This is a genomic window from Stenotrophomonas daejeonensis (genome assembly GCF_001431505.1).
Taxonomy (GTDB): Bacteria; Pseudomonadota; Gammaproteobacteria; order Xanthomonadales; family Xanthomonadaceae; genus Stenotrophomonas; species Stenotrophomonas daejeonensis.
The window spans coordinates 1-18038 of record NZ_LDJP01000013.1 but is presented as its reverse complement, the minus strand read 5'-3'; the positions used below and the strand labels follow the sequence as shown (position 1 = coordinate 18038).

Here is an 18038-nt window from a genome sequence, read left to right as displayed (position 1 = left end):
ATGAAGTCTTGCTGGTGAAGCTCCCATGCCGGGCAAGTCCGGCACCTACGGTCGTTACGTCGCGAATTTCGTGAGTACGTAGGTCGGGGCCATGCCCCCGACGGTGGTACGCACGCGGCGTCGGGGGCATAGCCCCGACCTACGGTTGGCTGTTGTGGATGCGGGGCAAGCCCCGCATCCACGAGCGATGTTTTCGCGCAGGTGCCGGGCTTGCCCGGCACGGATCGGCGAGCGCTGCCGATGGGGTCAGCCCCCGTCGCGACCGATGGACGAGGACACCCGCCAGATATCGACGTTGCCGTCGCCGGTGTGCTGCTCGATCAGCGCCAGTTCCTCGGCGCTGAAGTCCAGCCGCGCCGCGGCATCCAGCGAATCGTCCAGCTGCGCCACGTTGCGCGCGCCGATCAGCGCCGAGCTCACCCGTGCATCGCGCAGCACCCAGGCGATGGCCATCTGCGCCAGCGACTGCCCGCGTGCGGCGGCGATGGCGTTGAGCGCGCGGATACGCGCCAGGTTGGCCTCGCCGAGCATGCTCTGCTTGAGAGAACCGTTGCGGCTGGCGCGGGCATCGGCCGGCACCCCGTGCAGGTACTTGTCGGTCAGCATGCCCTGCGCCAGCGGCGAGAAGGCGATGCAGCCCACGCCCAGCTCGCCCAGCGCCGGCAGCAGGCCGGCCTCGATGTCGCGGTTGAGCATGGAATAGTTGGGCTGGTGGATCAGCAGCGGCACGCCCTCGGCGCGCAGGATCGCGGCGGCCTGCCGGGTCAGTTCCGGCGAATACGAGGAGATGCCCACGTACAGCGCCTTGCCCTGGCGGTGCAGGTGCGCCAGCGCGCCCATCGTCTCTTCCAGCGGCGTGTCGGCATCGACCCGGTGCGAGTAGAAGATGTCCACGTGGTCCAGGCCCATGCGCCGCAGGCTCTGCTCGCAACTGGCGATGACGTGCTTGCGCGAGCCGCTGGGGCCGCCGTAGGGGCCGGGCCACATGTCCCAGCCGGCCTTGGTGGAAACCACCAGTTCGTCGCGGTGCGCGGCGAAATCGGCGGCGTACCAGCGGCCGAAGTTCTCCTCGGCCGAACCGAACGGCGGGCCGTAGTTGTTGGCCAGGTCGAAATGGGTGACGCCACGGTCGAAGGCGCGGCGCAGCATGGCGCGGCCGGTCTCGAACACGTCCACGCCGCCGAAGTTCTGCCACAGCCCGAGCGAAATGGCCGGCAGGGTCAGGCCGCTGCGGCCGACGCGGCGTTGCGGCATGCGCCCGTCGTAGCGGGCGGGATCGGCGATGTAGGACATGGCGGGTTCCGCGGAAAGGGGTGCCTACATTAGGGCATGGGCAGCAGCGGGTGCAGCGTGGCCGGGAGGGACGGGGCATCGGCCTGCTTGCATGCGGCGGGGCTTTCCATATACTGCCCCCCAGTACATGCAGGGTCAGGCGCGCATGCCGCATTCCCCCGAGGAAAAGAAGAAGGTGCTGGCGCGGGTACGGCGCATCCGCGGCCAGTGCGACGCGCTGGAGCGCGCGCTGGAAGCCGGCGCCGACTGCGGCCCGGTGTTGCAGCAGATCGCCGCCATCCGTGGCGCGGTCAACGGGCTGATGTCCGAGGTGATGGAAGCGCACCTGCGCGAGGAGTTCGGCCAGCCGGCGCAGTCCGAGGCGCAGCGCAGCGCGCGCGTGGCCGAGATGTCCGGCCTGATCCGTTCCTACCTCAAGTAGGAGCGACGTGAGTCGCGATGGGGCTTCCATTGCAAGCCCCACCGGCGCACAGGGGGGGGGGCTTTCCCGGGAAAGCCATCGCGACTCACGTCGCTCCTACATGCACACATACGAACAACTGCTACAGGAGAACCCCCATGAAATCCCGTGCCGCCGTCGCCTTCGCCGCTGGCGAACCACTGAAGATCGCCGAGATCGACGTCGCCCCGCCCAGGGCCGGCGAAGTGCTGGTGAAGATCACCCATACCGGCGTCTGCCACACCGATGCCTTCACCCTGTCCGGCGACGATCCGGAAGGGCTGTTCCCCTGCGTGCTCGGCCATGAAGGCGCGGGCATCGTGGTCGAGGTCGGCGAGGGCGTGACCTCGGTGAAGCCGGGCGACCACGTGATCCCGCTGTATACCGCCGAGTGCGGGCAGTGCCTGTTCTGCAAGAGCGGCAAGACCAACCTGTGCACCGCGGTGCGCGCCACCCAGGGCAAGGGCGTGATGCCCGACGGCACCACCCGCTTTTCGTACAACGGCGAGCCGATTTACCACTACATGGGTTGCTCGACCTTCTCCGAATACACCGTGGTCGCCGAGGTGTCGCTGGCCAAGGTCAACCCGGCGGCGAACCCGGAGCACGTGTGCCTGCTCGGCTGCGGCGTCACCACCGGCATCGGCGCGGTGCACAACACCGCCAAGGTGGCCGAAGGCGATTCGGTGGCCGTATTTGGCCTCGGCGGCATCGGCCTGGCGGTGATCCAGGGCGCGCGGCAGGCGAAGGCCGGGCGCATCATCGCCGTCGACACCAACCCCTCCAAGTTCGAGCTGGCGCGCCAGTTCGGCGCCACCGATTGCGTGAACCCGAAGGACCATGACCAGCCGATCCAGCAGGTGATCGTGGAGATGACCGGCTGGGGCGTGGACCATTCGTTCGAGTGCATCGGCAACGTCAACGTGATGCGCGCGGCGCTGGAATGCGCGCACCGCGGCTGGGGCCAGAGCGTGATCATCGGCGTGGCCGGTGCCGGGCAGGAAATCGCCACCCGCCCGTTCCAGCTGGTCACCGGCCGCAAGTGGATGGGTACCGCGTTCGGCGGGGTCAAGGGCCGCAGCCAGCTGCCGGGCATGGTCGAGGATGCGATGAAGGGCGAGATCGAGCTGGCGCCGTTCGTCACCCACACGATGGAGCTGGAGAAGATCAACGAAGCCTTCGAGCTGATGCACGCAGGCAAGTCGATCCGCAGCGTCGTCCACTTCTGATGATCCGTAGGAGCGCACCTTGGTGCGCGATGAAGCTTCGCCGGTAAGGCCCCATCGCGCACCAAGGTGCGCTCCTACCGGTTTTTCGCGAGACGGGAGAACCAACATGCAACGCATCGAACACCGCGCCTGCTTCGGCGGCTGGCAGGACGTGTATCGCCACCGCTCCGAGGTGCTGGGCTGCGAGATGGACTTCGCCGTCTACCTGCCGCCACAGGCGGAAACCGGCGCCCGGCTGCCGGTGCTGTACTGGCTTTCCGGCCTGACCTGCAGTGAGCAGAACTTCATCACCAAGGCCGGCGCGCAGCGCCATGCGGCCGAGCACGGCATCATCCTGGTCGCGCCGGACACCAGCCCGCGTGGCGACGATGTGGCCGACGCCGGAGGCTACGACCTGGGCAAGGGCGCCGGTTTCTACGTCAACGCCACGCAGCAGCCGTGGGCGCGGCACTACCGGATGCACGACTACGTCGCCGCGGAGTTGCCGGCGCTGGTCGAGGCCAACTTCCCGGCCAGCGGCGCGCGCGCGATCAGCGGGCATTCGATGGGCGGGCATGGCGCGTTGACCATCGCACTGCGCAATCCTGGCCGCTACCGCAGCGTGTCGGCATTCTCGCCGATCGTGGCGCCGTCGCAGGTGCCCTGGGGCGAGAAGGCGTTCGCCGCCTATCTGGGCGAGGACCGCGAGGCGTGGAAGCAGTACGACGCCTGCGCCCTGATCGCCGGTGCGAGCGAACGCTTGCCGCTGCTGGTCGAGCAGGGCGGGGCCGACGAATTCCTCGACACGCAGCTGCGCCCGCAACTGCTGCAGGCTGCCTGCGAGGCCGCCGGCCATCCGCTGCAACTGCGCCTGCGGCCGGGCTACGACCACAGCTATTACTTCATCGCCAGCTTCATCGGCGAGCATCTGGCCCACCATGCGCGTGCCATGACCTGACAGGTGCCGTGCGGCACCGGCGGACACGGCGGCCTCCCCGGCTTCTTTTGCTATTGTCCTGCCATCGGCCTTGGTCCAGGAGGGATGCCATGCCGTTGGTGCTGGCGGTTCTGTTCGTGCTTTGCCACGGCCTGGCGCTGGCCTTGTCGCCGGCACGGGCACCCCTGTTGTCGTTCGGCTTCCTCATCGCCGCCCCGTTGCTGGCAGCGGCGGCATGCCTGTGGCGAGGGTGGCGGCACCATGCGGCGCTGGGCTGGCATGCCACGGCGCTGGCCATGCTGCTGTGGGCCACCGGCATGGCGTTGAACATGGCCGATGTCCTGAACGCCGGCGAGGCCAACGACACTCCGCAGGCCAGCTTGCTGTTTTATGTCATGTATGGAGTGCCGCTGGTGTTCGTGCTGGCGCGCGCCCGGCGCGAGCGCTGGCCGATCAGCCTGATCGACGCACTGATGGCGGCCCTGCTGGGCGTGCTGTTTTTCCTGCATACCCGCCATCGTGCCAGTGCCGGCGATGCAGGCCTGGACGGCCTGCGCATGATGTTCGACATCCAGAACGTGTGCATCGCCGCGTTCGCGTTGTTGCGCTGGGCCAGCACCGACCTGCCGGACCGGCATGCCTTTTTCCGGGTGATGGCGATGTATGCCCTGGCGTACCTGCTGGTGGCTGGCTTCACCAACCACTGTGCCGCGGACGAGCCCTTCGGCCTGCATGCCGACCTGTTGATCGACTTGCCTTTCCTGCTGCTGGCGGTTCTGGCCTTGAACGCGCGCGAACCCGCGCATGTCGTGGAGTACCCGCGGCTGCGGTATGTCGTGCAGGCCGGCGGACCGATGATCCTGCCTTTGCTGCTGCTGGTGGTGGCCATGCAGGTGGTCGACCATTCGCGGCATTGGGCACTGGCCGGTTTCGTGGTGGCGACGTTGGGTTTCGGCCTGCGCAGCGTGTTGCTGCAGATCGAGTTGCTGGAGCAGCATACGGCGCTGGACGCACTGTCGCGGCTGGACGGGCTGACCGGCGTGGCCAACCGCCGCCAGTTCGATGCCGTGCTGCATGCCGAATGGAGCCGTGCCTGCAGGCAGGGGAGCGCGCTTTCGCTGCTGTTGATCGACATCGACCATTTCAAGAGGTTCAACGATACCCACGGCCACCCGATGGGGGATCGCTGCCTGCGCAAGGTGGCCGAGGTGCTTCATGCCACGGCGGCACGTGGTACGGAGTTGGTGGCCCGCTACGGTGGCGAGGAATTCGGGATAGTGCTGCCAGGTGCATCCCCCGAAAGCGCTTGCGGGATGGGAGAGCGCCTGCGTGCGGCGGTGGCGGGGATTCCCGAAGGCGACTTGCCACAGGCCGTGACCATCAGCGTGGGCGTGGCCTGCATGCGGCCCGCATGGCCGTGTCCCCTGGAAGCCCTGCTGGCCGGTGCCGACCGCGCATTGTATGCAGCCAAGCATGCCGGCCGTGACCGTGTCGAGATGTGGCTGGAGCAAGCGCCGGATGCATTGGCTGACGGCGGCCTGCGGGTTCCATGATCCAGCGAATCCCGGGGACGCTCGGCACTATCGTGGACGGGCAGGCATCACCTGCATCCAAGGCCCGAGGCATTGGACAAGTCTGCTTCAGACGGTCATGAAATCGGTATATGCGTAGCTCGCCTCGCGCAGCACCGTGGCGCCTGCACGCAGCTGCAGCGGCGCGCGGAACATCGGCCCGGCGCCGACGCAGGTGTGGAATTCGCCGTTCTCGCCACAGGGGTCGATGCCGGCGGGCAGGGCGTCGAGCAGGACATGGTCGAAGGCGCGGCCGGCGAAGCCGGCATCCAGCAACTGCGTGTCCACACAGCACAGGTGCGCGCGCAGGCCGCCGTCGATCATGCGCCGCGCCAGCGCGCCGGTGTCATCGCCGAACAACGGGAACCGGCAGTCCCAGCCCAGCCCGGCGAACTGCCGCTCGCGCCATTGGCGGATGTCCTCCAGCAGCAGGTCGCCGAATGCCAGCGTGCGCAATGCCGGCCAGCGTTGCCGCGCCGCCGCCAGTGCCTGCGCCATGCGCTGCAGGTAGACGGCGTTGTCGCAGGCCTGTGGTATCCACGCGCGCAGCAGCGGCAGCCCGGCGGCATCGGCCTGCGCCTGCAGCACCTCCTCGCGCACGCCCTGCATCGAGGCGCGGCCGTGGCCTTCGGTCAGCGTGCTCAGCAGTGCGACGACGCGGGTGTCGTCGCGCTGGCGCAGCGTGTGCAAGGCCCATGCTGCGTCCTTGCCGCCGCTCCAGCACAACAGGACCGGAAGCATGGGTCAGCGCACGTCGCGCAGTTCCCAGTGGCGCCCGGCCAGCAGGCGCAGGCGCTGCTTGAGCACGTCGCCGGGGATGCGGGTGATGGCGACCAGGTCGATGCGCAGGTCCGACTGCCGGCCGATCACCGTGGCCTCCGGGTCGGTGATGCCCAGCGCGGGATCGACGTCGTCGGGCTCGTCCTGGGTGGCCTTCCAGCGCTCGAACAACGCCGGCGTGCGCAGCGCGTCCTGCAGTTGTTCGGCGAAGGTGTCGGCGCCGTTGGCGGTGAACGACAGGCGCGGGTCGGCGCCGCGCGCGGCGGCCGGGTCGGGGAGCGAGATCGAGTAGTGCACGGGCATGTGGTGTTCTCCTGGAAAGCGTCGTGGCGGCGCCGGGTTGCGTGGCTCAGGCGTCGAATTCGTGCGGCTCGTCGGCAAACCCTATCGTCACCGCGCCCTTGCCGACATTGACCATGCCGGTCAGGCTCATCACGCTTTCCAGCAGTTGCACGCCCTTGGCGCCGCAGGTGTCGCGCAGGCCGGCGTAGCCGGGCAGGGCGCGCAGTTCGTCCAGCGGGCCGCCGTAGCTGATGCACACCACCGGCGTCAGCAGCCCGTGGACCACGCGTCGGCTGGCGAAGTCGAACAACTGCTGCACGGCATTGTCGAAGCCCTTGATCTTGGCCACCGGCGCGGTTTCGCCGCGGTAGCCATGCAGCACCGGCTTGATGTCCAGCGCGCTGCCGAGGGCGGCGCTGAACAGGCTGACGCTGCGGTCGCCCTTGTGCCGGCCGCGGGCACGGATGTAGTACAGGTCGCGGGTAATCATGTAGCCGTGGACGTTGCCGGCGAGCTTCTCCAGTTGCTCGCGCATCTGCGCCACGCCGGCGCCCTCGTCGCGCAGCCGCACCGCCTCGACCGCGGTCACCGCCTGCGCGGCGAACAGGTTCTGGGTGTCGATCACGCGCAGCGCGAACGGCGAATTGTGACCAGCGGCCTGGCGGATCGGCCGGTATTCGTTGAGGATGGCGAAGCTGGCCTGCAGCGCGTTGTCATGGATCGGGCTGCGGGTCTTGGTGATGGTCATGCAGAACACGTGGTCGTAGTCGATGACCAGGTGGTCCAGGAACAGGTCGCGGATCTGGTTGACGCTGTAGGGGATGGTTTCGGCCTCGGCGCCGCGCTCGGCCACGTGGGTGTGCAGGAAGTTGAGGGTGGCGTCTTCCTCGCGGTGGTCGGCCAGCACCGCTTCGCCGATGCGTACGGTGATCGGCAACAGCACAATGTTGTGTTCCCTGATGAAGTCGGCCGGCAGGTCGCAGGCCGAATCCACGACGATCCCGATGCGCATGGCCGGTTCTCCCCGATGGTTCGTATCCACCGGCAACCCTAACCGAAAACGGGGCCGGCGGCGCGTCCATGCGGGGCCGCGCCGGGCCCGCGGACCACGCCGCCCGGTACCCTGCGCGGGTTAAGCTGCGCCGGCGTTCCGGATGGCCGGGACCCTGCGACGAGAGGCGGTGTGATGGAAGCAGTACAGGCGGTGGTGGAATTCTGGCGCGCGGCGGGGCCACGACGGTGGTTTGCCCGCGACGATGCGTTCGACGACGAATTCCGCCTGCGCTTCCTCGATGCCCATTTCACCGCCGCCGAGCGCGGCTGCGAAGATTGGCTGCACAGCGGCGAGGGTGCGCTGGCGCTGCAGATCCTGCTGGACCAGTTCCCGCGCAACTGCTTCCGCGGCACCGCCCACGCCTACGCCACCGACGGGCTGGCGCGGCACTACGCCATGCGCACCATCGAGGAGGGGCTGGACCGCGAGCTGACGCCGCAGCTGCGCGCCTTCATCTACCTGCCGTTCGAGCACTCGGAGAACCTGCAGGACCAGGAGCGCTCGGTGGCGATGTTCGAGGTGCTCGGCGACCTGGAGTACCTGCGCTTCGCCGAGCTGCACCGCGACATCATCCGCCGCTTCGGCCGCTTCCCGCACCGCAACGCGGTGCTGGGGCGGATCCCGACGCCGGAAGAGCTGCACTACCTGGCCGAGGGCGGGTTCGCCGGGTAGGTCGGGGCTATGCCCCCGACGCCATGGCTACGGAGCGCCGGGGACGTGGCCCCGGCCTACATCCTGCGGATGCCGGCCGGCGGCCGGCACTACCGGAACGAAAACGCCGGCTTTCGCCGGCGCTTCCCGTGGTGCAAGGGCGTGCCCGCGATCAGTAGCGCGGCACGCCGTTGTCCACTTCCTGCGCCCACGCATCGATGCCGCCGGTGACGTTGGAGACGCGGGTGAAGCCCAGTGCGCGGAACGCCTCGGCGGCCTGCGCGCTGCGCCCGCCCTTGTGGCACAGGAAGGCCAGCGGGGTGTCCTTGGGCAGGGCTTCCAGCCGGGCGCGGTTGTCGCCGTCGAAGGTCTCGAACGGTGCGCCGATGGCGGCGATGGCGCGCTCGTCGGCCGGGCGCACGTCCACCACGGTCAGGGTGCCGGCGCGCAGCTGGTCGTCGACGCTGCGCACGTCCAGTTCCTGCACCGGTTTGGGCGCGTTGGGGTTGTCGATGGCCAGCCCCTTGCCGCGGATGTCGTCCACCCAGTCGATGGTGATGCCTTCGGCGCGGCGCGCGCTGGCGGTGTCGAACTGCACGCGCAGGCCGTTGGATTCGGCGGCGATGGCGTTGGCGTCGAACGGGGCCAGCTGGAAGTTCGGTTGGAAGCGGGCGTCGATGCCCAACTGCAGTGCGGCGCCGGGGGCGTCGGCCAGCGCGCCCTTGAGCATTTCCACGGCGGCCGGAGTGATGGTGATGCTGGGCGGGGTGCGGTCCGGCGGCGCCAGCCCGAGCAGGGTGCTCAGCTCGCCGCTGCCGGCCATCTGCAGGATGATGTCGCTGCCGCCCACCAGCTCGCCGTCCACGTACAGCTGCGGGATGGTCGGCCAGTCGCCGTAGAGCTTGATGCCTTCGCGGATTTCGCCGTCGGCCAGCACGTTGACGTGGGCGAAGTCCACGCCCAGGTCCTGCAGCGCGCCGACGGCCTTGGCCGAGAAGCCGCACTGCGGCATCGACGGCTGGCCCTTCATGAACAGGACGGCGCGGTTGGCGCCGAGGAGGGATTCGATGCGCGCGCGCAGGGCGGGATCCAGGGACATCATGAACTCGTGGAAGTAGTCGGAGACAGAAGGCGATTCTACGCCGCATGGCATCATGGGGTATGACCGCCACGGGAACCCTGCATCGCATTCCGGTCCATCCCTGGCGCTGGGTGCCGTGGTTGCTGGTGTCGCAGGCGCTGGTGGCGCTGGTCTGGTGGCAACTGGGCTGGAAGGCCGGGTTGCCGCTGCTGTTGGCCAGCCACGCGCTGTTCCTGCTGCCGGTGTTCCTGCCCAACAGCCGTTTCTACGCGCCGGTGCTGGCGCGGCTGCCCGGCCCGGCGGTGTGGCTGACCATCGACGACGGCCCTTCGGACGACACCCTCGCCATCCTCGACGCGCTCGACCGGCACGATGCCCGCGCGACGTTCTTCATGGTCGGCGCGCGGGCGGCGGCGCGGCCGGAACTGGTGCGCGAGGTGCTGCGGCGCGGGCACGGGCTGGGCAACCACAGCCAGTCGCACCCGCAGGCGCGGTTCTGGGCGTTGGGGCCGCGGGCGTTGGCGCGGGAAATCGGCGACTGCCAGCAGGTGCTGGCGGCCATTGCCGGTGCACCACCACGCTGGTACCGCTCGGTGGTCGGCATGACCAACCCGTTCGTCGCCGCCGCGCTGCACCGGCACGGGCTGGCGCGGGTGGGCTGGAGCGCGCGCGGATTCGACGGCGTCGGCTGCACGCCGGAAACCGTGGTGGCGCGGATCGCCGGCGGGCTCGTACCCGGCGCGATCGTGCTGCTGCATGAAGGCGCGGCGCATGGGCACAACGTCGCCATCGTGGAGGCGGTGCTGCGGCAACTGCAGGCGCGTGGCCTGCGGGCGCGCCTGCCGCTGGAAACGGCATAGACTCGCCCCGCCACGCCGCCGCTCCCGGAGCCGCACGATGCCTTTTTCCACACTCGGCTTGTCTTCTGGCGCGTTGCCGGCATTGCAGCGGGCATTGCGGCAGGCCGGCTATGGGGCACCCACGCCGATCCAGCGGCAGGCGGTGCCGGTGCTGCTGGAGGGACGGGACGTGGTGGCGCTGGCGCCGACCGGTTCGGGCAAGACCGCGGCCTATGTGCTGCCGGCGCTGCAACGCTTCTTCAGCGCGCCGCCGCGCAAGCCGCGGGTGCTGCGGCAACTGGTGCTGGTGCCGACGCGCGAGCTGGCGTTGCAGGTGGCCGATGTGTTCGCCACGCTGGGCCGCGAGCTGCCCCGGCAGCCGCGGGTGGTGTGCGCGGTGGGTGGGGTGTCGATCAACCCGCAGATGATGGCGTTGCGTGGCGGTGCCGACGTGGTGGTGGCCACCCCGGGGCGCCTGCTCGACCTGCTGGCGCACAACGCGTTGTCGTTGCGGCACGTGCAACTGCTGGTGCTGGACGAAGCCGACCGCCTGCTGGAGCTGGGGTTTGGCGAGGAATTGCGGCAGATCCTCGCCGAACTGCCCACGCGGCGGCAGACGGCCTTGTTCTCGGCCACCTTCCCCGGGCAGATCGAGGCACTGGCCGCCGCCGGCCTGCGTGCGCCGCGGCGGTTGCAGGCCGTCGCGCAGGCGCAGCCGGACGTCGAGCAACGCGCCATCCGCGTGGATGCCGGCCGTCGCGGCGAACTGCTGTTGTCGCTGCTGGACGACCCGCAATGGCGGCAGGTGCTGGTGTTCGTCGGCAGCATCCGCGAGGGCGACCGCCTGGCAGGCGTGCTGCGCAAGCGCGGCATCGGCGTGCAGGCGCTGCATGGTGAGCTTTCGCAGGGCCGCCGCGTGCGCGCGCTGCAGGCGTTCAAGGACGGTGAGTTGCAGGTATTGGTGGCGACCGACGTGGCCGCGCGCGGCATCGACGTCGCCGGTTTGCCGGTGGTGGTGAATTACGAACTGCCGCGCTCGCCGGTCGATTATCCGCACCGCATCGGCCGTACCGGCCGGGCCGGTGGGAAAGGGCTGGCGGTGAGTTTCGTCGATGCCGCCGGGCTGGCGCACTGGCGGCTGATCTGCAAGCGCAATGGCCTGCAGCTGGAGCCCGCCGTGCGGCCCGGTTTCGAGCCGATGGACACGGCCGTGCCGACGCCACGGGTGGCCGATGGCAGCGGCGGCATCAAGGGCCGCCGGCCCAGCAGGAAGGATCGGCTGCGCGCTGCGGCTGCGGCGGCAGATTGAGGGTTCAGCCGGGACCCGCAGGCGCCGGGGCGTCGGTGTTGTCGGGTAAGCTCCGGAGTCCATGGAGGCCGGCGTTGCCTCGCAATACGGCTCGTTCGGATGCTCCAGACCCCACGGAAATTTCATGGAGTCGCCAATGACAAAACCATTCTCCGTGCAACGCATCGACCATGTGGTCCTCCGGGTCGGTGACTTGGGCAGAAGCGTTGACTTCTATCGCTCCGTGCTCGGCTGTGAGGTCGTCAGGCAACGTGAGCACCTTGGTCTTGTCCACCTGCGGGCAGGCGCTTCGATGATCGATCTCGTGAGCGTGGACGGGACGCTTGGCTCCCGCGGTGGTGCCGCGCCCGGGAAGGAAGCGAGGAACGTGGATCACCTGTGCCTGCGCATCGAGCCATTCGATGAATCCGATCTGGTTGCTCATCTCGAGCGCCACGGTCTTGCGCCGCTGGGCAGCGCCGGGATCAATTTTGGCGCAGAGGGTGACGGTTTATCGCTGTACTTCCTGGACCCGGATGGCAACGTGATCGAGCTCAAAGGGCCGTCAGTCGGGGGAACTGCGAGTGGGGCCTGACGATTCATCCGAGCCAACGCCGCTTCGCAGCGTGGCTTGTCCCGGCATCCGCATTCCGTAGGGCAGGACCCGCCCGGCGATGGTTCCAGCGGTAACGCTGCCGCCGGGCATTGCCGTCAATCCTCGAAATCGCTTTCCGCTGGCACGACCGTTTCGACCATCGGGCGCGGGGCGCGTTTGCCGGGCCTGCGCAGCACTTCCACGTAGAACTGCGTGTTGCCGGCGGCGACCAGCGCATCCACCGCGCGGATCAGTCCGGCCAATGGCACCGGCTGCGCGCTGGCTTCGTCGATGCCGGCCTTGCTGTCGAAGTCCCAGAAATCGGCGCTCGCCGGCAGCGCCTTGCCGCGCTCGCGCTTGATGTACCTGCGGATGTCGTGCTTGCCGGCTTCCAGCAGGCGTTCGGGATGCTTGCCTTCGATATCGAGGCGGTAGGTTTTTCTCACGGAATTCTCGTCATGGCGCCGGCCCGGGTGGGACGGCGGGAAGGGAGCCATTGTCGGCTCAGGCGTGGGGGGCAGCCAGCAGCATGTCCGCCGCGACCGGCAGCACCTGCTCCATCCACAGGTGGTACATCGCCGCGGAAGGGTGCAGGCCGTCATCGACCAGCATCGCTGCTTCGGCGCCGCGTTCGCGGCTGGCCGGGGTGATGTCGACGAAGGCGACGTTGTAGTCGCCGCAGCAGGCGCGGGCGGCGGCGTTGAAGTCGTCGATCTCGCGCGCGACGGTGGCGGCATCGCGCGCCTGCGCCTGCGCGAACGGGGTCACGCCCCAGTCGGGAATCGACAGCACCAGCACCCGCCGCGCGTTTTCGCCGGCCAGCGCGATGGCCCGCTGCAGCAGTTGCTCGAACTGCTGGCGGTACTCGGCCAGCGGCCGCCCGCGGTACTGGTTGTTGACCCCGACCAGCAGGCTCACCAGCGCGAACGTTCCCTGCGGCGGATCGGCGTCGATGGCGGCGGCCAGTTCGTCGGTGGTCCAGCCGGTGGTGGCGATCACCTGCGGGTCGTCCAGCGCGATACCGCACCCGCGCAGTGCCGCGGCCAGCAGGAACGGCCAGGTGTCCGCGGCCGGCACGCCTTCGCCGATGGTGTAGGAATCGCCCAGGGCCAGATAGCGGGTGGCGGTGGCCGGGGGGGTGTCGGTCGTGGTCATCATCGATCGAGTCACGCCGTGTGGCGCCGGTTTGGATCAGCCCCCATTGTCGGCGATCGGCAGCATGAAGTCGGCAACGGATTCGAGGACGAGCTCCGGCAGGCGTTCGGCGATGGCCTGCGCCATCCGCGCGCTGGCCTGCGGATCGACGGAATCCGCGGCGAAGGCGGCGTCGCGCGCCTGCGCGCTCGGCCATTGGGCGTAGCTGTACCAGATCCCGTCCGGCCCGCGGTGCAGGCGCGAACCGAGCGAGCCGCGCTGCGCGCGCAGCAGTTCCGACACCCGCGACCACGCCCGGACGAAGTCGTCCTCGGTGCCGGGGTGAAGCCGCCAGCGGTACAGGACCGCGAAACCGGGGCCGGGGGCCGCTGCGCCTGCTTGCCCGGTACCGGCCATCGGCGGACCTCAGCCGACCGCGCTGCGGGGTTTCAGCGGCACTACCTTGGTCACCCGTTCGGCACGGCGTGCGAGCACGCGGTCGATGCGGCCGAACACGTCGCGCATGGTGTCGGCGTCGGGCAGCAGGGTCACCCGGAAGTGGTTGCGGTAGGGCACGTTGAAGCTGGAGCCGGGCACCACCAGCACGCCCTCGTCGTCCATCAGTTCCAGCGCGAAGCCGTGGTCGTCGAAGCCCTGCGCGGCCGGCCCGGTCACGGCCGGGAAGGCGTACAGCGCGCCGGCCGGGGCGACCAGCTCCAGGTGTTCGCTCGCGGCGCAGGCGTCGATCACCGCGCGGCGGGTCTCGTACAGGCGGCCGCCGGGCGAGCACAGCGCGGTGATGGTGTCCGGGCCGTTGACCGCCGCGTCGATGGCGTACTGGCCAGGCACGTTGGCGCACAGCCGCAGCGCGCTGAGCAGGTCCAGCGCGGCGCGGAACTCGCCCAGCTGCGCGGCGTTGCCGGACAGCAGCATCCAGCCCACGCGCCAGCCGCAGGCGCGGTGCACCTTGCTCAGGCCGCTGAAGGTCAGGCACGGGTGGTCGCCGGCCAGCGGCGCCAGCGGCTGGAAGGCGGCGCCGTCGTAGAGGATCTGGTCGTAGATCTCGTCGACCAGCAGCAGCAGATTGTGGCGGCGGGCGACGGCGACGATCTTTTCCAGCAGCTCGCGGGGGTAGCTGGCGCCACTGGGGTTGTTGGGGTTGATCAGCACGATGGCGCGGGTGCGCGAGGACACCAGCGTCTCGATCTCCACCGGGTCGGGCTGGAAGCCGTTCTCGGGGCGGCAGCGGTAATAGACCGGGCGGCCGTCGTTGAGGATGGTGGCGGCCGACCACAGCGGGTAGTCGGGCGAGGGCACCAGCACCTCGTCGCCGGGGTTGAGCAGGGCGCGCAGCGACAGGTCGATCAGTTCGGACACGCCGTTGCCGACGAACACGCGCTCGGCCTGCGCGTCGGGCATGCCGCGCCGGGCATAGGCCGCGGCGATGGCGTCGCGCGCCACCGGCAGGCCCTGCTGGTGGGTGTAGGGGTCGGTGCGGCCCATGTCGTCGGCGATGGCGTGCTGCAGGTGCTCCGGCGCGCGGAAGCCGAAATTGCCGGGGTTGCCGATGTTGAGCTTGATCAGCTTGCGCCCCTGCGCCTCCAGCTCGCGGGCTCGCCGGGCCAGCTCGCCACGGATCTCGTAGCGCACTTCGGACAGGCGTTCGCGGGTGGGCAGCGGTTTGGGGCTTGACATTTGCGCGGGGCCGTACAGGCGTGGAAGCCGCATGGTAGCGGAATTGCTGCGCTGCGGGGCAATGGTTCCGGGCGGAACCGAGTGGCCGCCGGCAGGCGGCTGGGGCCGTCGCGCCGCTTAGAATTGGCCGATGACGGACATGATCGATTTCGCCGCGTTGCGCCCCATCGGCTGGCCCTGGCCCGGCCCGCCGGAAGATGCGGCGTGGCAGGCTGCCTTCACCGCGCATCCGGCGGCGCGGCCGGCGCGGGTGGTCGAGCAGCACCGCTCCGGCTACGTGGTGGCCGATGCCGCCGATGCCGCGCGCAAGGCCGAGTCGCTGCCGGAGTGGCAGCGGCCCCGCTTTCCCAGCCACGAGCGCGCGGCGGTGGGCGACTGGGTGCTGCTGGAGGAATCGCGCATCGTCGCGTTGCTGCCGCGGCGCAGCTCGATCAAGCGTGGTGCGGCCGGCGAGCATTACCACCAGCAGGTGATCGCGGCCAACATCGACACGGTGTTCATCGTCTGCGGGCTGGATGCGGACTTCAACCCGCGCCGCATCGAGCGCTACCTGATGCTGGCCGGCAGCGGCGGTGCCGCGCCGGTGGTGGTGCTGACCAAGGCCGACCAGACCGAATACGGCGCCGATGCGCTGGCGGTGCTGGAGGACCTGGCGGCGCAGGACATCCCGCTGCTGGCGATCAACGGCAAGGACCCGGCCAGCGCCGCCGCGCTGGCGCCGTGGCTGGGGCCGGGCCGCACCGTGGTGCTGGTGGGTTCCTCCGGCGCCGGCAAGTCCACGCTGACCAACACCCTGCTCGGGCATGACCGGATGAAGACCGGCGCGGTGCGCGGCAGCGATTCGCGCGGGCGCCACACCACCACCCACCGCGCGCTGCTGCCGCTGCCGGCCGGCGCGTGCCTGATCGACACGCCGGGCATGCGCGAGCTCAAGCCCACCGGCGAGGAAACCCTGGCCGAAGGCGGCTTCGCCGACATCGAGGCGTTGACCGAGCAATGCCGCTTCCGCGATTGCTCGCACCAGCACGAACCCGGCTGCGCGGTGCGCGCGGCGATCGAGCGCGGCGAGATCGACGAAAGCCGCCTGCTGAACTACCTCAAGCTGCGCGAGGAAGTGGCCGCGGCCGCGGCCAAGCTGGCGCAGCGGCAGGCCGAGCAGGCCAGCGAGCGCCGGAGCGCCGGGCGTGGCGCGCAGTGGCGGCCGGCGGGAAAACCGAAGCGGCGTTGAGCGATAGTGCCGGCCGCTGGCCGGCAACTGCAGGGAGGCCGTCGACATAGTGTCGGTAGGTCGGGGCTACGCCCCCGACGCGCGCATGCTTGAGGCAAGCGATGTGTCGGGGGCGTAGCCCCGACCTACGGTATGGTGCGGGCATGAATGCCGTTGCCTCCGACCCGGCCATCGCCCACCACGCCGCGCTCGATGCGCGGCTGGTCAAGGCGGTGCGCGGCATCAGGCTGTTGACGCTGGCCAGTTGGCCGGCATCGACGCAGGCGCCGTTCCTCGACAGCGTGGCGCGCGGCAACCCGGTGCTGCCGCGGGTGGACTACCCGAAGCATGATTTCGCCGATGCGCGGCGCGAGCTGGCCGCAATCGCCGATGCCGCCGATGCCTCGCATCCATTGGGCCGCTACCTGCGCGATTCGGTGCAGAGCTGGGAACTGGCCGCGCGCCTGCTGGAAGCGTTGGGGACGCGCGAGGTCGATGCATTGTCGGCGCAGTTGTTCGGCACGCCGGAGCAAGCCATGCCCGGCAATGGCCCGGCCACGCGCGAGGCGGCGCGGCACTTCATCGACATCGCGCAGGAGCTGGACCACGAACTGCTGGCGCCGGAGGAACAGGTGCCGGTGTCGGCCGTGGCCCTGCAACTGCAGTTGCAGAACGACCTCGACGACTTCTTCGACGCGCGCGTCATCAGCGTGGAGCTGGACCCGGCGCTGGTGGCCAAGGCCGCCGCCGGCGCCACCCGCATCCGCCTGCGCAGCGGCGCCGGGTTCAGCGCCTATGACCGCGCGCAGTTGTTCCACCACGAGGCGCTGGTGCATTCGCTGACCGCGCTCAATGGCCGCGAACAAACGGTGCTGCCAAGCCTGGCGCTGTCCTCGCCGCGCACCACCGCGACCCAGGAAGGCCTGGCGACCTTCGCCGAGCAGATCACCGGCAGCATCGACATCCAGCGCCTGAAGCGCGTCAGCCTGCGCATCGAGGCCATCGCGATGGCGCGCGACGGTGCCGACTTCATCGCGGTGTTCCGCTATTTCCGCGACGCCGGGCAGACGCCGGAGGAAAGCTTCGCCTCGGCGCAGCGGGTGTTCCGCGGCGTGCCCACGTCCGGCGGCGGTGCGTTCAACAAGGACACGGTGTACCTGCGCGGGCTGGTGTCGGTGCACACCTTCTTCCGGCAGATGCTGCGCGACGAGAAATTGAAGACCTGCCACTGGCTGTTTGCCGGCAAGATGACGCTGGACGATGCGCAGACGCTGGCGCCGCTGTTCGAGGCTGGGGTGCTGGCGCCGCCGCGCTGGTTGCCGCCGTGGCTGCAGCGCGCCAACGGCCTGGCCGGCGCGCTGGCGTTCTCGCTGTTCGCCAACCGGATACGGATGGACCGGGTGGGCGATGGGGCTTTGCCGTTCGCCTCCAAGGATCGGTAGGAGCGACGCCAGTCGCGACCGGGCTCTACCGGGAAAGCCCCATCGCGACTGGCGTCGCTCCTGCGAGGGTTGTTGCCGGGTCAGCGCTGCGGGCGCTTCCAGGCGATGCAGTCCACCTCGACCTTGCAGTCCACCACCATGCGGTTTTCCACGCAGGCGCGGGCCGGCGGATGCTCGCCGAAGTAGTGCTTGAACACGGTGTTGAAGGCGTAGAAATCGCGGGCGTCGTCCAGCCACACGCCGCAGCGCACGACGTGCTCGGGGCCGTAGCCGGCCTCGGCGAGGATGGCCAGCAGGTTGCCGATGGCCACGTGCGCCTGCTCGGTGACGGTGCCGCCGACCAGTTCGCCGTCGCGCATCGGTACCTGCCCGGACACATGCAGCCAGCCATCGGCCTCGACCGCGCGCGAGAACGGCATGTGCTGCTTGCCCTGGCCGACGCCGCCTTCGGCGCCGTAACGTTTGATGTCGATCATGGGGATTCCTTTGTGTTGAAGGACAGTAATTTTTCCCTTCTCCCATTGGGAGAAGGTGCCCCGAAG

At 69.6% G+C, this 18038-nt stretch carries 20 protein-coding genes; 10 read left to right on the top strand and 10 right to left on the bottom strand.

Annotated elements, in window-relative coordinates:
* Nucleotides 1-246 precede the first annotated feature (246 nt).
* Nucleotides 247-1293: an L-glyceraldehyde 3-phosphate reductase gene (gene mgrA / locus ABB34_RS03010; RefSeq protein WP_057639766.1), complete on the bottom strand. Its 1047-nt coding sequence runs from the start codon at nt 1291-1293 to the stop codon at nt 247-249.
* A gap of 145 nt (nt 1294-1438) precedes the next feature.
* Here mgrA and frmR point away from each other — a divergent pair, with 145 nt between their 5' ends.
* The 4 genes from frmR (at nt 1439) to ABB34_RS02990 (ending at nt 5430) form a co-directional block, all read left to right on the top strand.
* The gene (gene frmR / locus ABB34_RS03005; protein WP_057639787.1) at nt 1439-1714 is read left to right on the top strand and encodes a formaldehyde-responsive transcriptional repressor FrmR; all 276 of its coding nucleotides are present in this window, start codon (nt 1439-1441) and stop codon (nt 1712-1714) included.
* A 137-nt stretch (nt 1715-1851) separates the two neighbouring features.
* The gene (locus ABB34_RS03000) at nt 1852-2961 is read left to right on the top strand and encodes an S-(hydroxymethyl)glutathione dehydrogenase/class III alcohol dehydrogenase (RefSeq protein ID WP_057639765.1); all 1110 of its coding nucleotides are present in this window, start codon (nt 1852-1854) and stop codon (nt 2959-2961) included.
* A 106-nt stretch (nt 2962-3067) separates the two neighbouring features.
* Nucleotides 3068-3898, top strand: a complete 831-nt coding sequence (gene fghA, locus ABB34_RS02995; protein WP_057639764.1) for an S-formylglutathione hydrolase — start codon at nt 3068-3070, stop codon at nt 3896-3898.
* Nucleotides 3899-3987: 89 nt separating this feature from the next.
* Nucleotides 3988-5430 carry a GGDEF domain-containing protein gene (locus ABB34_RS02990; protein ID WP_057639763.1) on the top strand — a complete coding sequence of 481 codons (1443 nt, stop codon included), beginning with the start codon at nt 3988-3990 and terminating at the stop codon, nt 5428-5430.
* An 87-nt stretch (nt 5431-5517) separates the two neighbouring features.
* On the opposite strand, the gene ABB34_RS02985 is transcribed toward ABB34_RS02990, so the two are convergent.
* From ABB34_RS02985 to ABB34_RS02975, 3 genes are read right to left on the bottom strand one after another with little or no spacing between them, the layout of a single operon-like run.
* Nucleotides 5518-6189: a Dph6-related ATP pyrophosphatase gene (locus tag ABB34_RS02985; protein WP_057639762.1), complete on the bottom strand. Its 672-nt coding sequence runs from the start codon at nt 6187-6189 to the stop codon at nt 5518-5520.
* A 3-nt stretch (nt 6190-6192) separates the two neighbouring features.
* Nucleotides 6193-6531, bottom strand: coding sequence for a hypothetical protein (locus tag ABB34_RS02980; protein ID WP_057639759.1), 339 nt, complete (start codon nt 6529-6531; stop codon nt 6193-6195).
* Between the two features lie 46 nt (nt 6532-6577).
* Entirely contained in the window at nt 6578-7522 is a 945-nt protein-coding gene (locus tag ABB34_RS02975) for a DegV family protein (RefSeq protein WP_057639757.1), read from the bottom strand.
* A 174-nt stretch (nt 7523-7696) separates the two neighbouring features.
* Between ABB34_RS02975 and ABB34_RS02970 the strand changes: the two genes are divergently transcribed.
* The gene (locus ABB34_RS02970) at nt 7697-8236 is read left to right on the top strand and encodes a DUF924 family protein (RefSeq protein ID WP_057639755.1); all 540 of its coding nucleotides are present in this window, start codon (nt 7697-7699) and stop codon (nt 8234-8236) included.
* Nucleotides 8237-8387: 151 nt separating this feature from the next.
* Here ABB34_RS02970 and grxD read toward each other — a convergent pair whose 3' ends face one another.
* Nucleotides 8388-9314: a Grx4 family monothiol glutaredoxin gene (gene grxD / locus ABB34_RS02965; protein WP_057639786.1), complete on the bottom strand. Its 927-nt coding sequence runs from the start codon at nt 9312-9314 to the stop codon at nt 8388-8390.
* 62 nt (nt 9315-9376) lie between these two features.
* On the opposite strand from grxD, the gene ABB34_RS02960 reads away from it, so the two are divergent.
* The 3 genes from ABB34_RS02960 to ABB34_RS02950 all read left to right on the top strand — a co-directional run bounded on the left by ABB34_RS02960 (nt 9377) and on the right by ABB34_RS02950 (nt 12018).
* Nucleotides 9377-10156 carry a polysaccharide deacetylase family protein gene (locus ABB34_RS02960; protein ID WP_057639753.1) on the top strand — a complete coding sequence of 260 codons (780 nt, stop codon included), beginning with the start codon at nt 9377-9379 and terminating at the stop codon, nt 10154-10156.
* A 37-nt stretch (nt 10157-10193) separates the two neighbouring features.
* On the top strand, nt 10194-11444 hold the full coding sequence (locus ABB34_RS02955; protein WP_057639751.1) for a DEAD/DEAH box helicase: 1251 nt from the start codon (nt 10194-10196) through the stop codon (nt 11442-11444).
* A gap of 136 nt (nt 11445-11580) precedes the next feature.
* The gene (locus tag ABB34_RS02950; protein ID WP_057639785.1) at nt 11581-12018 is read left to right on the top strand and encodes a VOC family protein; all 438 of its coding nucleotides are present in this window, start codon (nt 11581-11583) and stop codon (nt 12016-12018) included.
* Between the two features lie 116 nt (nt 12019-12134).
* Here the strand turns inward: ABB34_RS02950 and ABB34_RS02945 are convergent, their stop codons facing one another.
* Genes ABB34_RS02945 through ABB34_RS02930 form a run of 4 tightly spaced genes read right to left on the bottom strand, consistent with a single transcriptional unit; the run spans nt 12135 to nt 14847 of the window.
* On the bottom strand, nt 12135-12464 hold the full coding sequence (locus tag ABB34_RS02945) for a DUF6172 family protein (RefSeq protein ID WP_057639749.1): 330 nt from the start codon (nt 12462-12464) through the stop codon (nt 12135-12137).
* Nucleotides 12465-12522: 58 nt separating this feature from the next.
* Nucleotides 12523-13173 carry an SGNH/GDSL hydrolase family protein gene (locus ABB34_RS02940; RefSeq protein ID WP_057639784.1) on the bottom strand — a complete coding sequence of 217 codons (651 nt, stop codon included), beginning with the start codon at nt 13171-13173 and terminating at the stop codon, nt 12523-12525.
* A gap of 36 nt (nt 13174-13209) precedes the next feature.
* Nucleotides 13210-13569 (bottom strand): antibiotic biosynthesis monooxygenase family protein, encoded by a 360-nt coding sequence (locus tag ABB34_RS02935; RefSeq protein WP_057639748.1) that lies wholly within the window; start codon nt 13567-13569, stop codon nt 13210-13212.
* A gap of 9 nt (nt 13570-13578) precedes the next feature.
* Nucleotides 13579-14847, bottom strand: a complete 1269-nt coding sequence (locus ABB34_RS02930; protein ID WP_057639747.1) for a pyridoxal phosphate-dependent aminotransferase — start codon at nt 14845-14847, stop codon at nt 13579-13581.
* A gap of 130 nt (nt 14848-14977) precedes the next feature.
* Between ABB34_RS02930 and rsgA the strand changes: the two genes are divergently transcribed.
* Nucleotides 14978-16075 (top strand): ribosome small subunit-dependent GTPase A, encoded by a 1098-nt coding sequence (gene rsgA / locus ABB34_RS02925; protein ID WP_057639746.1) that lies wholly within the window; start codon nt 14978-14980, stop codon nt 16073-16075.
* A 143-nt stretch (nt 16076-16218) separates the two neighbouring features.
* A complete protein-coding gene (locus ABB34_RS02920; protein ID WP_057639745.1) occupies nt 16219-17496 on the top strand; it encodes a flavohemoglobin expression-modulating QEGLA motif protein in 1278 nt (425 codons plus the stop codon).
* 80 nt (nt 17497-17576) lie between these two features.
* Here ABB34_RS02920 and ABB34_RS02915 read toward each other — a convergent pair whose 3' ends face one another.
* Entirely contained in the window at nt 17577-17972 is a 396-nt protein-coding gene (locus tag ABB34_RS02915; protein ID WP_211258146.1) for a RidA family protein, read from the bottom strand.
* Nucleotides 17973-18038: the final 66 nt, after the last annotated feature.